At 70.9% G+C, this 13174-nt stretch carries 12 protein-coding genes; 3 read left to right on the top strand and 9 right to left on the bottom strand.

Going from position 1 to position 13174, the window contains the following annotated elements; translation table 11 throughout:
• The first annotated feature begins 188 nt into the window (after positions 1-188).
• The 3 genes from PSH25_RS18580 (at position 189) to PSH25_RS18570 (ending at position 2644) form a co-directional block, all read left to right on the top strand.
• On the top strand, positions 189-962 hold the full coding sequence (locus tag PSH25_RS18580) for a hypothetical protein (RefSeq protein ID WP_238660288.1): 774 nt from the start codon (positions 189-191) through the stop codon (positions 960-962).
• A 228-nt stretch (positions 963-1190) separates the two neighbouring features.
• Positions 1191-2420, top strand: a complete 1230-nt coding sequence (locus PSH25_RS18575; RefSeq protein WP_238660287.1) for a cytochrome P450 — start codon at positions 1191-1193, stop codon at positions 2418-2420.
• The gene (locus PSH25_RS18570; RefSeq protein WP_238660286.1) at positions 2417-2644 is read left to right on the top strand and encodes a ferredoxin; all 228 of its coding nucleotides are present in this window, start codon (positions 2417-2419) and stop codon (positions 2642-2644) included. The genes PSH25_RS18575 and PSH25_RS18570 overlap by 4 nt, the downstream gene beginning before the upstream one ends.
• Before the next feature lie 67 nt (positions 2645-2711).
• Here PSH25_RS18570 and PSH25_RS18565 read toward each other — a convergent pair whose 3' ends face one another.
• The 9 genes from PSH25_RS18565 to PSH25_RS18525 form a co-directional block, all read right to left on the bottom strand.
• Positions 2712-3059, bottom strand: a complete 348-nt coding sequence (locus tag PSH25_RS18565; RefSeq protein ID WP_238660285.1) for a YnfA family protein — start codon at positions 3057-3059, stop codon at positions 2712-2714.
• Between the two features lie 133 nt (positions 3060-3192).
• A complete protein-coding gene (locus PSH25_RS18560) occupies positions 3193-4629 on the bottom strand; it encodes a rhamnulokinase (RefSeq protein ID WP_238660284.1) in 1437 nt (478 codons plus the stop codon).
• Positions 4629-6662, bottom strand: coding sequence for a bifunctional aldolase/short-chain dehydrogenase (locus PSH25_RS18555; protein ID WP_238660283.1), 2034 nt, complete (start codon positions 6660-6662; stop codon positions 4629-4631). The genes PSH25_RS18560 and PSH25_RS18555 overlap by 1 nt, the downstream gene beginning before the upstream one ends.
• Positions 6663-6698: 36 nt before the next feature.
• Complete coding sequence (gene rhaI / locus PSH25_RS18550; RefSeq protein WP_238660282.1) at positions 6699-7880, bottom strand: L-rhamnose isomerase; 1182 nt, start codon at positions 7878-7880, stop codon at positions 6699-6701.
• A complete protein-coding gene (locus PSH25_RS18545; protein WP_238660281.1) occupies positions 7877-8254 on the bottom strand; it encodes an L-rhamnose mutarotase in 378 nt (125 codons plus the stop codon). Before PSH25_RS18545 ends, rhaI begins: the two co-directional genes overlap by 4 nt.
• A gap of 61 nt (positions 8255-8315) precedes the next feature.
• Positions 8316-9398: a rhamnose ABC transporter substrate-binding protein gene (rhaS, locus tag PSH25_RS18540; RefSeq protein ID WP_238660280.1), complete on the bottom strand. Its 1083-nt coding sequence runs from the start codon at positions 9396-9398 to the stop codon at positions 8316-8318.
• A gap of 38 nt (positions 9399-9436) precedes the next feature.
• Positions 9437-10492 (bottom strand): ABC transporter permease, encoded by a 1056-nt coding sequence (locus PSH25_RS18535; protein ID WP_238660279.1) that lies wholly within the window; start codon positions 10490-10492, stop codon positions 9437-9439.
• Entirely contained in the window at positions 10482-11543 is a 1062-nt protein-coding gene (locus tag PSH25_RS18530) for an ABC transporter permease (RefSeq protein WP_238660278.1), read from the bottom strand. The genes PSH25_RS18535 and PSH25_RS18530 overlap by 11 nt, the downstream gene beginning before the upstream one ends.
• Complete coding sequence (locus PSH25_RS18525) at positions 11540-13060, bottom strand: sugar ABC transporter ATP-binding protein (protein ID WP_238660277.1); 1521 nt, start codon at positions 13058-13060, stop codon at positions 11540-11542. The genes PSH25_RS18530 and PSH25_RS18525 overlap by 4 nt, the downstream gene beginning before the upstream one ends.
• Positions 13061-13174: the final 114 nt, after the last annotated feature.

The following is a 13174-nucleotide window of genomic DNA, read 5'->3' as shown; positions in this document are numbered from 1 at the left end:
AGGAATATAGTGATGTGCATCGATTCAACCCGAGCTGATGCCGTCGTGCCGTAACAGCTCGGATCGCCGCAGCGCGGAGGCAACCGCGTCGCAGCGGTGCGAGCGGTAGCACCTCAGCGTCGGATGGCCGAAAAGTTCCTGCTGGCCCCGCCCGTGTGGTGGGGAACCAGCCGTCTTGGAGGATGACGATGCGCAGTCTTCTCGCGGTGTTCAGCGCCGCCCTGATCCTCGGCGCCGCAGCCGGCACCATTCCGGCCGGCGCATCGGGGGCCTCCCCGCCCTCGTGCCCCCGCGGCCTGCTCTTCTGCGAGGACTTCGAGCGACTGCCCCCCGGGGGGCTCAGCACGTTGAACTGGGGCGTCGACACCCGCCACGGCACGCTCACCGTCGAACGTGCCCGTCGTGGCAACCAGGTGCTGCACGTCCACACGGTTGACAACGGACGCGCCTTCCTGCGCGTCGACGACTTCGCCGCGCCGGGCAACCGCTTCTACGGCCGGATGCGTCTGCGCGTCGATGCCTTCCCCACGGCCCCGGACTGGGCGCACTTCACGCTGGTGGAAGCGACCGGCACCGGCAGCGCGGAGGTCGTCCGTCCGGTCGGTGGCCAGTACGCGCCCACGGTCCCCGGAACCTTCTGGGGGGTCGGCGCCGACGGCGGTCCGACCGGCGACTGGACCAACTGGCGGGAGTCCGCCCCGGTCGCTGAGGACACCTGGCAGTGCTTCGAGTGGAAGATCGACGCGGCGGACAACCGCCTCGCGGTCTGGATCGACGGCGTGGCGAACCCGGAGCTGACAGCCTCCACGAGCGACCACGGTGGCAACGATGTTCCCTTCGTCCTGCCGACTGTCGACACGGTGAAGATCGGCTGGCAGCTTTACCAGGGCGGCACGACACCGGGCGAGTTTGACCTCTGGATTGACGACATCGCCCTGTCGAGTGAGCGGCTCGGCTGCTGACGGTCGTCGAGGACGAGGCCCCGCGGGCGGTTTGCCACAAGACGCTGTCGCGTACGGACGCGGACCAGCCTCCATGGCGATCATCGACGTCTCTCGCTACGATCCGATTTCGAAAGATTACTGAGCGTCAATGTGTGCTGTCCGCAAGCCCTGGACGCTGGCAACCCGGCGCCGCTACGAACGTGGTGCCGGCCTGAGGATCACGCCGTCTCGACGAAGGGAATCCGGATGACGGAGAGCGCGCCGACCACCGAGAGCCGAACCGTTCCGCCCGCGCGGCCGTACCCGTTCAGTGTGCCCGACCGCCTCGTCGTCGATCCGACCTATGGCGAGCTGCGCGAGAACGAGCCGATGACCCGGGTGAAGCTCCCCTACGGCGAGGAGGCGTGGCTCGCCACCCGGTACGAGGATGTCCGTACCGTCCTCGGCGACGTGCGGTTCGGTCGCGCTCCCGCCGTCGAGCGCGACGAGCCCAGGCTCACCCCGCGCCAGCAGTACAGCGGCATGCTGACCATGGACCCGCCCGATCACACCCGGCTGCGCCGGCTGGTGGCGAAGGCGTTCACGGCACGTCGGGTAGAGGCGCTGCGACCCCGAACCCAGGAGATCGCCGACGCACTGGTCGACAACATGGTCCGGGTCGGTCCTCCGGCCGACCTGGTGGAGCACGTCGCCACGCCGCTGCCGATCCAGGTGATCTGCGAGCTGCTCGGAGTCCCGTACGCCGACCGCGACCGCTTCCACATCTGGTCCGAGGCGATCGTCTCGACCACCTCCCTGCCCTTGGAAACGATCCAGGAGTACCTGAACAATCTCTGGGGCTACATGGGTGACCTGGTCGCCGAGCGCCGCCGCGAGCCGGGGATCGACGACCTGCTCGGCGCGTTGGTGCGGGCCCGCGACGAGAATCAGGACCGGCTCAGCGAGACCGAGCTGGTGGAGCTGGCCGGAGGGCTGCTCGCGGCCGGCCACGAGACCACCGTGACCCAGATCCCCAACTTCGTCTACGTCCTGCTGCACAACCCGGACCAGCTCGCTCGGCTGCGGGCCGACCCGTCGCTGGTGCCGGCCGCGGTCGAGGAACTGTTGCGGTACGTGCCGCTCGGCGTCGGCTCCTCCTTCGCCCGGTACGCCAAGGAGGACGTCGAGGTCGGCGGGGTGCTGGTCCGGGCCGGTGAGCCGGTTGTCGGCTCACTGTCGTCGGCGAATCGGGACGGTACCGTCTTCGCCGACCCGGACCGGCTGGATTTCGACCGCGAGCAGAACCCGCACCTGGGCTTCGGGCACGGCGTACACCACTGCGTCGGCGCGCAGCTGGCCCGCATGGAGTTGCAGGTCGCCGTCGCCACCCTGGTGACTCGCCTGCCCGGATTGCGGCTCGCCGTACCGGAAGCCGAGCTGAAGTGGAAGCGGGGCATGTTGGTGCGGGGCCTGCTCGGCATGCCGGTGGCCTGGTGAGCACCGCCTGGCGGATTGGGGTGGACTCGCGCCGCTGCATCGGCACGAGCATCTGCGCCGGTACCGCGCCCGAGCACTTCCACCTGGTCGGCGGACTGTCCGCGCCGCTGGCCGACGTCGTCGCCCCGGCCGAGGTCATCCTCGACGCCGCCGACTCGTGCCCGGTGGAGGCGATCACGGTCCACGACGCCACCGACGACCGGCTTATCGCGCCGCAGGAGTGACCCGACACCGAGCCCCGCCGTCTGCGCCCACGAGCCGGGCATCGATCGACCACGCGCCGACGCTCTGTCACCCACCGCCGCCCACGGACCGGGGCGCGTACATGATCAGAGCGACACCGATCAGGCAGATGCCCGCACCGATGACGTCCCACCGGTCGGGCCGGAACTTGTCGACGATCACGCCCCAGGCGAGGGATCCGGCGACGAACACGCCGCCGTAGGCGGCGAGGATGCGCCCAAAGTTCGGGTCGGGCTGGAAGGTGGCGACGAATCCGTACGCGCCGAGGGCGATGACGCCGGCGGCGATCCACCACAGGCCGCGATGTTCCCGCCAGCCCTGCCAGACCAGCCACGCCCCGCCGATCTCGAACAGGGCGGCGACGACGAACAGCAGGATGGAGCGGACGACGGTCATCGGTGGACCGTACCGGGCTGCCGGTGGTCCGCGTTCATGCTGGTGATCCGGCCGAGCATCGGCAGCCGCTTGTGCCGGGGCAGCCGTACGTGCGTCGGGCAACCTCCTCGGCCTGGGCTGCCCATTCGCATGGTCAGTCGTCCCATCCGAGGCGCCGGGCAGCCGCCCGCCACGCCGTCGCGTCGCCGCGTGGCTCGTACCGCACGATTTGTTGGGTCTGCCGCAGCACGGACCGCAGCGACGCCAGGTCACCGCCGATCACGCCGACGGCGCGGGCCTGCACCAGGGCGTTGCCCAGGGCGGTGGCCTCGACCGGCCCGGCCAGCACCGGCAGTTCGCAGGCGTCGGCGGTGAGCTGGCAGAGCAGGTCGTTGCGGGCGCCGCCGCCGACGACGTGCACGGCGTCGACGTGCCGGCCCGAGAGTCGTTGCGCCTGCTGGACGGCGCGCCGGTGCGCCAGGGCGAGGCTGTCCAGGATGCACCGGACCGTGGCCGCCGGGTTGTCCGGCACCGGCTCGCCGGTGCGCCGGCAGGCCTCCGCGATGCGGGCGGGCATGTCGCCGGGTGGCAGGAAGGTGGGATCGTCCGGGTCCACCACGCAGCGGAAGGCCGGCTCCTCGGCCGCCTGCCGGAGCAGGGCGGGCAGGTCCGTGGTGCCCCAGGTGCGCAGTGACTCCTGCAGTGGCCAGAGGCCCATCACGTTACGCAGGTAGCGGGTTGTGCCGTCGACGCCGGATTCGTTGCTGAAGTTGGCCCGCCGGCTCGGCTCGCTGAGCACCGGGGCGTCCAGCTCGACGCCGACCAGGGACCAGGTGCCGCAGGAGATGTAGGCGAAGTGTTCTCCCACCGCCGGCACGCCCACCACGGCCGAGGCGGTGTCGTGCGATCCCACCGCCACCACGTCGGGCGTTCCGGGTAGGTCGAGCGCGGGCAGGACCGGGCCGATCCGGGTGCCCGGCTCCCGCAGCGGCGCGAACAGCTCGCTGCGGATCCCCGCGTCGGCCATCAGGTCGGTCGCCCAGGCGCGGCGACGCAGGTCGTAGAGCTGGGTGGTGGAGGCGTTGGTGACCTCGGCGCCGACCTCGCCGGTGAGCCAGTACGCGATGAGGTCCGGCATCAGCAGCAGCGTGTGCGCGGCCTCCAGTTGGGGCGTACCGGCGGCGGCGGCGAGCTGGTAGAGGGTGTTGAACGGCAGGTGTTGCAGCCCGGTCGTGGCATAGAGCCGCTCCGGTCCGAGCTGCTTCGCCACCCGGTCGCTGACACCCTCGGTGCGCCCGTCGCGGTAGTGCACGGGGTTGCCGAGCAGAGCCCCGGTGGCGTCGAGCAGCCCGTAGTCCACCGCCCAGGTGTCGATGCCGATCCCGGCGACCGGGCCAGCGGCGCGCAATCCGTCCAGGACGCCCTGGTAGAGCGCCAGGACGTCCCAGTGCAGGGTGCCCGCCACCCGTACGGGTTCGTTGCGGAACCGGTGCGCCTCGGTGAGTTCCAGCGTCCCCGGCCCGACGCACGCGAGCATGACCCGGCCGCTGGACGCGCCCACGTCCACCGCGGCCAGTCGCACGGCGGTCATCAGCGGAGGAAGGCCGCGGCCACACCGGCGTCCACCGGGACGTGCAGTCCCGTGGTGTGCGACAGCTCGCCGCCGGTGAGCACGAAGACCGCGTTGGCGACGTGCTCGGGCAACACCTCGCGCTTGAGCAGGGTGCGCTGGGCGTAGAACTCGCCCAGCTTCTCCTCCGGGACTCCGTAGACGGCGGCCCGTTGGGCACCCCAGCCTCCGGCGAAGATCCCGGAGCCGCGGACCACCCCGTCCGGGTTGACACCGTTGACCCGGATGCCGTGCCCGCCGAGTTCGGCGGCGAGCAGCCGGACCTGGTGGGCCTGGTCGGCCTTCGCCGCGCCGTACGCCACGTTGTTCGGGCCGGCGAACAGGGAGTTCTTGCTGGAGATGTAGACGATGTCGCCGCCCATTCCCTGCGCCAGCAGCACCCGTGCGGCCTCCCGGGAGACGAGGAAGGAGCCCTTGGCCATCACGTCGTGCTGGATGTCCCAGTCCGCCTCGGTCGTCTCCAGCAACGACTTGGACAGCGACAGCCCGGCGTTGTTGACGATCAGGTCCACCCCGCCGAAGGCCAGCACCGCCTCGCGCAGGGCGGCGGCCACGGCGTCACCGTCGCTGACGTCGGCCGCCACGGCGACCACCACGTCGGCGCCGCCGATCTCGGCGGCGACGGCGGCGGCCGCCTGCGCGTCCCGGTCGGCGACCACGACACACGCGCCCTCCGCGGCGAGCCGGTGGGCGATCGCCCGCCCGATCCCGGAGCCACCTCCGGTGACGAACGCGACCCGGGTGGCGAGGGCCCTCGGCTTCGCCATCCGCTGAAGCTTCGCCTCCTCCAAAGCCCAGTACTCGATCCGGAACTTCTCGGCCTCGTCGATCGGCGCGTAGCGCGACACGGCCTCCGCGCCGCGCATCACGTTGATGGCGTTGACGTAGAACTCGCCGGCAACGCGGGCGGTCTGCTTGTTGGCGCCGAAGCTGAACATGCCCACACCGGGCACCAGGACCACGGCCGGGTCGGCGCCGCGCATCGGCGGGCTGTCCGGGGCGGCATGCCGCTCGTAGTAGGCGCGGTAGTCGTCGCGGTAGGCGGCGTGCAGCTCCCGAAGTCGGGCGATCACGTCCTCGACCGGCGCGGCGGGCGGCAGGTCGAGCACCATCGGACGGACCTTCGTACGCAGGAAGTGGTCCGGGCAGGAGGTGCCGAGGGCGGCGAGCGAGGGGTGCTTCTCCCGCGCCACGAAGTCGAGGACCACGTCGCTGTCGGTGAAGTGGCCGACCTGCGGCCGGTCGGTCGACGCCAGACCCCGCAGCACCGGGAACAACGCCGCCGCACGCCGCCGTCGCTCATCGGTCGGCAGCGGCTCGTAGCCGGCGATGACCGGCCCGAAGGGCTCGGCCCGGCCCCGCTCGTCGAGGTACGCCTGCGCGGACCGGATGACCTCCAGCGAGTTGCGCTCGCACTCGTCACTGGTCACGCCCCACGCGGTGATGCCGTGCCCACCGAGGATCACGCCGATCGCCTGCGGGTTGGCCCGCGCCACCGCGGCGATGTCCAAGCCGAGCTGGAAGCCGGGCCGCCGCCAGGGAACCCACAACACCCGGTCGCCGAAGATCTCCTTGGTCAGCTCCGGTCCGTCGGCGGCTGCGGCGATCGCGATACCGGCATCGGGGTGCAGGTGGTCGACGTGCGCCGCCTCCACGAGGCCGTGCATGGCGGTGTCGATGGACGGCGCCGCGCCGCCCCGGCCGTGCAGGCAGTAGTCGAACGCGGCGACCATCTCGTCCTCCCGCTCGATGCCGGGATAGACGTCGACGAGGGCGCGGAGCCGGTCCAACCGCAGAGCGGCCAACCCGGACGGGGTGAGGGTGCCGAGGTCACCGCCGGAGCCCTTCACCCAGAGCAGCTCGACCGGGCCACCGGTGACCGGGTCGGCGGCCGCACCCTTGGCGGAGGTGTTGCCCCCGGCGTAGTTCGTGGTGGTCGGGTCGGCACCGAGCCGGTTGCTGCGCGCGATCAGCGCCTGAACCTCGGATTGCATGTCCTCACGTCCCCAGTCTGCGGTTCTCAGTGGTGGTCAGGCGCCCCAGCCGGCCTGCTGGCCGCCGGCGCGTTCGGCGCGGATCGTGTCGAAGTAACCGGAGCGGGCGTACGCGGCCATCGGGTCCGGATCCACGCCCAGGTCCGTACGAAGCTCGGCGAGCAGCGGTCGGACGTCGGTGTTGTACGCGTCCATCAGCACGGCGTTGGCGGCGAGCACGTCACCGGCGCGCTGCGCGGCGGCCAGCGCGTCCGCGTCGACGAGCAGCGCCTTCGCGGTCGCCTCCTGCACGTTGAGCACCGAACGGATGATGGCCGGGATCTTCGCCTCGATGTTGTGGCACTGGTCGAGCATGAACGCGATGCCGGCCTCCGGTGCCAACGCGTCGCCCCGGACGATCTCGTACATGATCCGGAACAGCTGGAACGGGTCCGCCGAGCCGACCATCAGGTCGTCGTCGGCGTAGAAGCGCGAGTTGAAGTCGAACGCGCCGAGCTTCCCGACGCGCAGCAGGAACGCCACGATGAACTCGATGTTGGTGCCCGGGGCGTGGTGCCCGGTGTCGATGACCACCTGGGCCTTCGGGCCCAGCTCCAGGCAGTGCGCGTACGCGGTGCCCCAGTCCGGCACGTCGGTGGTGTAGAAGGCCGGCTCGAACAGCTTGTACTCCAGCAGCAGCCGTTGGTCGTCGCCGAGCCGGTCGTAGGTTTCGCGCAGCGCCGCCGCGAGCCGGTCCTGCCGGGCCCGGATGTCGTCCTGGCCGGGGTAGTTGGTGCCGTCGGAGAACCAGAGCTTCAGGTCGCGGGAGCCGGTGCGGTCCATGATGTTGACACACTCGAGCAGGTGGTCGACGGCCTTGCGGCGCACCCCCGGATCCGGGTTGGTGACACTGCCGAGCTTGTAGTCGTTGTCCTGGAAGACGTTGGCGTTGATCGCGCCCAGACCGACGCCCTGATCCCTGGCGAACGCGGCCAGATCGGCGTAGTCGTCGACCCGGTCCCAGGGGATGTGCAGCGCCACCGTCGGTGCGACGCCGGTGAGCCGGTGCACGACCGCCGCGTCGGCGATCTTCTCGTACGGGTTACGTGGCACCCCTTCCTGAGGGAAGACCTTGAAGCGGGTGCCGGAGTTGGCGTACGCCCAGGATGGCGTCTCGATGCGCTGGGACCGCAGGGCCAGCTTGACCCGTTCGAGGGTCCGCGCGTCGGGCTGCGTCATGATTTGTCTCCCGTCTCTACGGCGGACCGCGCCGCAGAATCTGCGGCAAGCTGCGCCTCAAGGTTGAAGACCTCGTCCAGTGGCCGGATGGCGCGGTCGGGTGCGCCCTGGTCGAGGTCGACGAAGTACGACGCCATCTCCGCCTGCCAGCGGGCGTTGACGTCGCTGGCCTGCATGGCGGCTTGGGCGGCGGCGAAGTCGTCGGTGACCAGACAGCCCACGAGCAGGCCGTCCTCGCGGAGGAAGAGGGAGTAGTCCCGCCAGCCGCTCTCGGCCAGCGCGGCGAGCATCTCCGGCCAGACCTGCTCGTGGCGGGTGCGGTATTCGGTGAGACGTTCGGGGTCTACCTGGAGGGTGAAGCAGACGCGGGGCACGGTTCTCCCGTCGGCTCCCCGGTCGGTGCACGACGTGTGCCGGCACCGACCGGGAGGGCGATCAGAACTGGAACTGGTCGATGTTGTTCTTGTCGAACACGGTGGGTGGGCCGAGGATGACCACCCCGTCCTTGCCGACGGTGAACTCGCCGAGCTTGCCGGCCTTGAACTTGTCGCCCTCGGCGCCGGTGATCTGGCCGGAGGCCAGTGCCGCGCCGGCGTACGCCGCCAGGTAACCGAGGTCGGCCGGGCTCCACAGGGCGAACGCGTCGACGGTGCCGTCCTTGACGTACTGGCGCATCTGGTTCGGCGTGCCCAGGCCGGTCAGCTTGACCTTGCCCTTGTACTGCGACCCGCTGAGGTACCGCCCGGCCGCCGCGACACCGACAGTGGTGGGGGAGATGATGCCCTTGAGGTTCGGGTACGACTGCAGCAGACCCTGGGTCTCCTGGAAGGACTTCTGGTCGTCGTCGTTGCCGTACGCCACGGTGACCAGCTTGATCTTGCTGTACTCGGGCTTCGTCAGCTCGGTCTTCATCAACGCGATCCAGGCGTTCTGGTTGGTCGCGTTGGCGGTGGCGGACAGGATGGCGATCTCGCCCTCGCCGCCGATCTGCTGCGAGATGAGCTTGACCTGGTTCTCGGCGATGCCCTCGGCGGTCACCTGGTTGACGAAGATCTGGCGGCACTCCGGCTTGGTGTCGGAGTCGAAGGTGACGATCTTCGCGCCGGCCGCCTTCGCCTGGTTGAGCGCCCCGCAGATGGCGTTCGGGTCGTTGGCCGAGGTGACGATCACGTCCATACCCTGCTGGGACAGGGTGTTGATGTAGCTGACCTGGGAGGAGGCGCTGGCCTCGGAGGGGCCGACCTCCTTGAACTCACCCTTGAACTCGGTGACCGCGTCCTTGCCGCCGTTGTCCGAGACGGTGAAGTAGGGGTTGTTCAGAGCCTTCGGCAGAAAGGCGATCTTCAGCCCCGCCTTGATGGCGGCGTCCGGATTCGCGGCGCCGCTCGCCTGGTTGCCGGCGCCGGGGTCGTCGGTGGAGTTGTCCCGGGTGGTGCCGCCACAGGCGGCGTTGAGCAGCAGTGCGGCGAGGGCGAGGCTGGTCGCCCCGACCCGGAGACCTCTGCGGTATGCGGACATCGTCATCCTTCCGGGGGTGGTGGGTGTGCGGGGGAGCGTCACGAAGCGACGGCGTGCCGCTGTCGTCGACGGTGCAGCCGGGCGCGGACGTCCGCGACGGCGTTGGGCAGGACGACGGATGCGATGAGCAGGCTGCCGGTGACGATGGTCAGCGCGTTGGCGTCGACGTCGGCGAGTTGCAGCGCGTTGCGCAGGACGCCGAGGAGCAGCACGCCGGCCACCACACCGAGCAGCGCACCCCGGCCGCCGAAGATCGACACACCGCCGAGCAGCACGGCGGTCACCACGGTCAACTCCAGCCCGGTGGCGTTGTCGCCGCGGGCGCTGGCGTACCGCAGCGTCCAGAAGATGCCGACCAGCCCGCACACCGCGCCGGAGACCACGAACAACCAGAACTTCGTCCGGGCCACCGACACGCCGGTGAACGTGGCGGCCTGGTCGTTGTTTCCCATGGCGTAGAGCGCCCGACCGGCGGCGGTGGCGTGCAGCACGACCCCGAAGACCACGGCGAGCAGCAGCAGCGGAACCACCACGACCGGGATCGACGTGCCGGGGATGGCGCGCACCACGGCGGCGGTCCAGTCGGCCGGGAAGTCCGCGACCGCCTGGTCGCCGAGCACCACGAAGGACATCCCCCGGTAGAGGGCGAGCGTGCCGATGGTCACCGCCAGCGACGGCAGACCGAAGCCGGTGACGAAGAGACCGTTCACCGCGCCGAGCACGGCGCCCAGCAGCACCACGAGGACGCAGATCAGCTCCAGGGACAGTCCGCTGGAGAGCCAGAGCTGCCCCATCAGCGTGCTGCACAGCCCGACCATGCTGGCCACCGAGAGGTCGATCTCACCGGTGATCACGATCAGGGTCATCGGCAGCGCGATGAGCGCCAGCGGCATCAGGTCGAGCAGCAGGAACTGGGCGTTGCGGCCGCTGGCGAAATTCTCCACGGTCAGGCTGGCGACCAGCACGACCACCACGAGGGCGGCGACGATCACCGCGTCCCAGGAGCCGACCAGCCCGCGCAGGCCGGCGAGGCGGCCCGCGCCGGGCTCGGCCTCGGCGGTGGTCGGTGCGGCGTACAGGCTGTCATGCGCCATGCGCGCTTCTCCCTCGGAGCCGGGCCGCCACCCGCAGGGCCAGGAGCCGGTCCAGCCCGATGGCGGCGAGGATGAGTGCGCCGACCACGGCCTGTTGCCAGAACGGGTCGATGCGCAGGACGGCGAGCGAGCTGCCGATCGTGGTCAGCAGCACGGCACCGAGCGCCGCGCCGTAGGCGCTGCCGCTGCCGCCGAAGATCGCCACCCCGCCGACCACGGCGGCAGCGACGACCTGGAGTTCCAGGCCGGTCCCGGCGGCCGCGTCGAGGGTGCCGAACCGGGCCGCGTACAGCACGCCGGCGAGCCCGGCGAGGGCGCCGCTGGCGACGAAGACGGCGAACACCCGCCGGCCCACCGGGATGCCGGAGAGTCGGGCGGCGGCCGGTTCGGAGCCGATCGCGTACAGCTCCCGGCCGCTGCGGTAGGAGCGCAGGTAGAAACCGACGACGGCGACGACGACCAGCGCGACGACGAACAGCACGGGTACGCCGAGCACCGTCTGGTTGCCCAGCCGCAGGAACGACGGAGGCATGTCGGCGGCGTTGATCTGCCGACCGGACGCCCAGTAGTAGTCGACGCCGCGGAACGCGTAGAGGGTGCCGAGTGTGATGACCAGGGCAGGCACCCGGGCCACCGCGATCAGGGCGCCGTTGACCGCCCCGCACAGCGCGCCCAGTGCGACACCCACGACGAGCGCCACGGGCCACGGCGTACCGGGCGCGGAGAGGAACAGCGAGCCGGTGGCGAAGGCGACCAGACCCAGGATCGAGCCGACGGAGAGGTCCACGTTGCGGGTGACGATGACCAGGGTCTGGCCGACCGCCAGGATCACCAGGATCGCGCAGCCCAGCAGCAGGTCCTTGATGCTCTGGCCGCTCAGGAACCGATCGTTGCGCAGGGTGGTCACCAGGACCAGCAGGCCGAGCGCGATCAACAGGCTCAGCTCGCGTACGGCGAGCAGCCGTTCGGTGCGGCTGCGGCGCTGCCGTCCGGGGTCGGTCGGGGCGTTGCCGGCGGTCCGTTCGGGTGCGCCGGCGTCGGTGAGGCTCATGCGGTCGCTCCTTGACCGGTGGCGGCGAACATGATGGAGGTCTCGTCCGCCTCGGCCCGGGGCAGCTCGCGGACGAGTCGCCCCTCGTGCATGACGAGAACCCGGTCGGCCATGCCGAGCACCTCGGGCAGCTCGCTGCTGATCATGAGGATGGCCAGGCCCTCGCCGGCCAGCTCGGAGAGCAGTCGGTGCACCTCGGACTTGGTGCCGACGTCGATGCCACGGGTGGGTTCGTCGATGATCAGGACCCGTGGTTCGGTGGCCAGCCACTTCGCGAGCACGACCTTCTGCTGGTTGCCGCCGGAGAGGGTCGCCACGGGTGCGCCGAGCCGGGAGGCCTTCACCTGCAACCGCCGCGTCCAGTGGCGGGCCTCGGCGCGCTCCGCGCCGCCGAGCAGGAGGCCCAACCGGCTCAGCGCCCGGCGGCGGGCCAGTGTGGCGTTGCGCTCCACCGACAGCTCCATGACCAGGCCCTGCTGCCGTCGGTCCTCGGGGACCAGCGCCATGCCGGCCGCGATCGCCCGGCCCGGCTTCCCCGCCGGGACGGCGCGACCGGCCACCAGCACCGCCCCGGTGTCGTAGCGGTCGACACCGAAGATGGCGCGGGCGACCTCGCTGCGCCCGGCGCCGACCAGCCCGGCGAGTGCGACGATCTCCCCGCCCCGGAGGGAGAACGACACGTCGGTGAAGACGCCGGCCCGGGTCAGCCCACGGACCTCGAGCAGGGTGTCCCGCAGCTCGGCGTCCTGCTTCGGGTAGAGCGAGGAGACGTCCCGGCCGACCATGCGCCGCACCACCTCGTCGACGGTCAGGTCGGCGGCGTCGTCGCTGGAGACCCAGGCGCCGTCGCGCAGCACGGTGACGCGGTGGCACAGGTCGAACACCTCGTTGAACCGGTGCGAGATGAACAGCACGGCCGCACCACCCAGGCAGAGCGACCGGGCGACCGCGAAGAGCCGTTCGACCTCCACTCCGGAGAGCGCGGCGGTGGGCTCGTCCATGACCAGGACGCGGGCGTCGAACGAGATCGCCTTGGCGATCTCGACGAGCTGCTGGTCGGCGATGGAGAGGCCGCGCGCGGGGCGGGTCGGGTCGATGCGCACACCCAGCCGCTGGAACAGCTTCTCGGCGTCGCGGTTCATCGCGGCGGTGTCGATGCGACGCAGACCGCGCAGCGGTTGCCGACCCATGAAGATGTTCTCCGCCACGGAGAGGTCCGGAAAGAGTGTCGGCTCCTGGTAGATGACCGCGATGCCGGCGGCCCGGGCGTCGGCGGGACCGCGCAGCCGCAGCGGTTGCCCGTCCAGGCTCATCGAGCCGGAGTCCGGTGCGTGTGCGCCGGCCAGAACCTTCACCAGAGTGGACTTGCCCGCCCCGTTCTCGCCGACCAGAGCGTGGGCCTCACCGGAGTGCAGCGCCAGGTGCACCCCGCGCAGCGCGGCGACGGCCCCGAAGGACTTCGTCACGCCGTCGAGGACCAGCAGCGGAGCCTGCGCGCCCGGTGCGTCGGCGGTCATCCGAGCCCTCCTGAATCGTTTCATGCGTCGTTGCATGGACGGTAGGGGTAGCCCTTCGAGAGCGTCAAGAGTTTCGATGCTATTTCTTGCTGTTGCTGACGGGGCTCCGGACCA

The sequence above is a fragment of the Micromonospora foliorum genome (genome assembly GCF_022229015.1).
Classification (GTDB): domain Bacteria; phylum Actinomycetota; class Actinomycetes; order Mycobacteriales; family Micromonosporaceae; genus Micromonospora; species Micromonospora foliorum.
The sequence above is the reverse complement of the archived record's forward strand: the minus strand, read 5'-3'. Positions and strand labels throughout refer to the sequence as shown.

Bases quoted from the DNA above. Each gene is read 5' to 3' on its own strand.
- PSH25_RS18580 (WP_238660288.1), top strand. From the start codon at position 189: ATGCGCAGTCTTCTCGCGGTGTTCAGCGCCGCCCTGATCCTCGGCGCC.
- PSH25_RS18575 (WP_238660287.1), top strand. From the start codon at position 1,191: ATGACGGAGAGCGCGCCGACCACCGAGAGCCGAACCGTTCCGCCCGCG.
- PSH25_RS18565 (WP_238660285.1), bottom strand. From the start codon at position 3,059: ATGACCGTCGTCCGCTCCATCCTGCTGTTCGTCGTCGCCGCCCTGTTC.
- PSH25_RS18560 (WP_238660284.1), bottom strand. From the start codon at position 4,629: ATGACCGCCGTGCGACTGGCCGCGGTGGACGTGGGCGCGTCCAGCGGC.
- PSH25_RS18555 (WP_238660283.1), bottom strand. From the start codon at position 6,662: ATGCAATCCGAGGTTCAGGCGCTGATCGCGCGCAGCAACCGGCTCGGT.
- rhaI (WP_238660282.1), bottom strand. From the start codon at position 7,880: ATGACGCAGCCCGACGCGCGGACCCTCGAACGGGTCAAGCTGGCCCTG.
- rhaS (WP_238660280.1), bottom strand. From the start codon at position 9,398: ATGTCCGCATACCGCAGAGGTCTCCGGGTCGGGGCGACCAGCCTCGCC.
- PSH25_RS18535 (WP_238660279.1), bottom strand. From the start codon at position 10,492: ATGGCGCATGACAGCCTGTACGCCGCACCGACCACCGCCGAGGCCGAG.
- PSH25_RS18530 (WP_238660278.1), bottom strand. From the start codon at position 11,543: ATGAGCCTCACCGACGCCGGCGCACCCGAACGGACCGCCGGCAACGCC.
- PSH25_RS18525 (WP_238660277.1), bottom strand. From the start codon at position 13,060: ATGACCGCCGACGCACCGGGCGCGCAGGCTCCGCTGCTGGTCCTCGAC.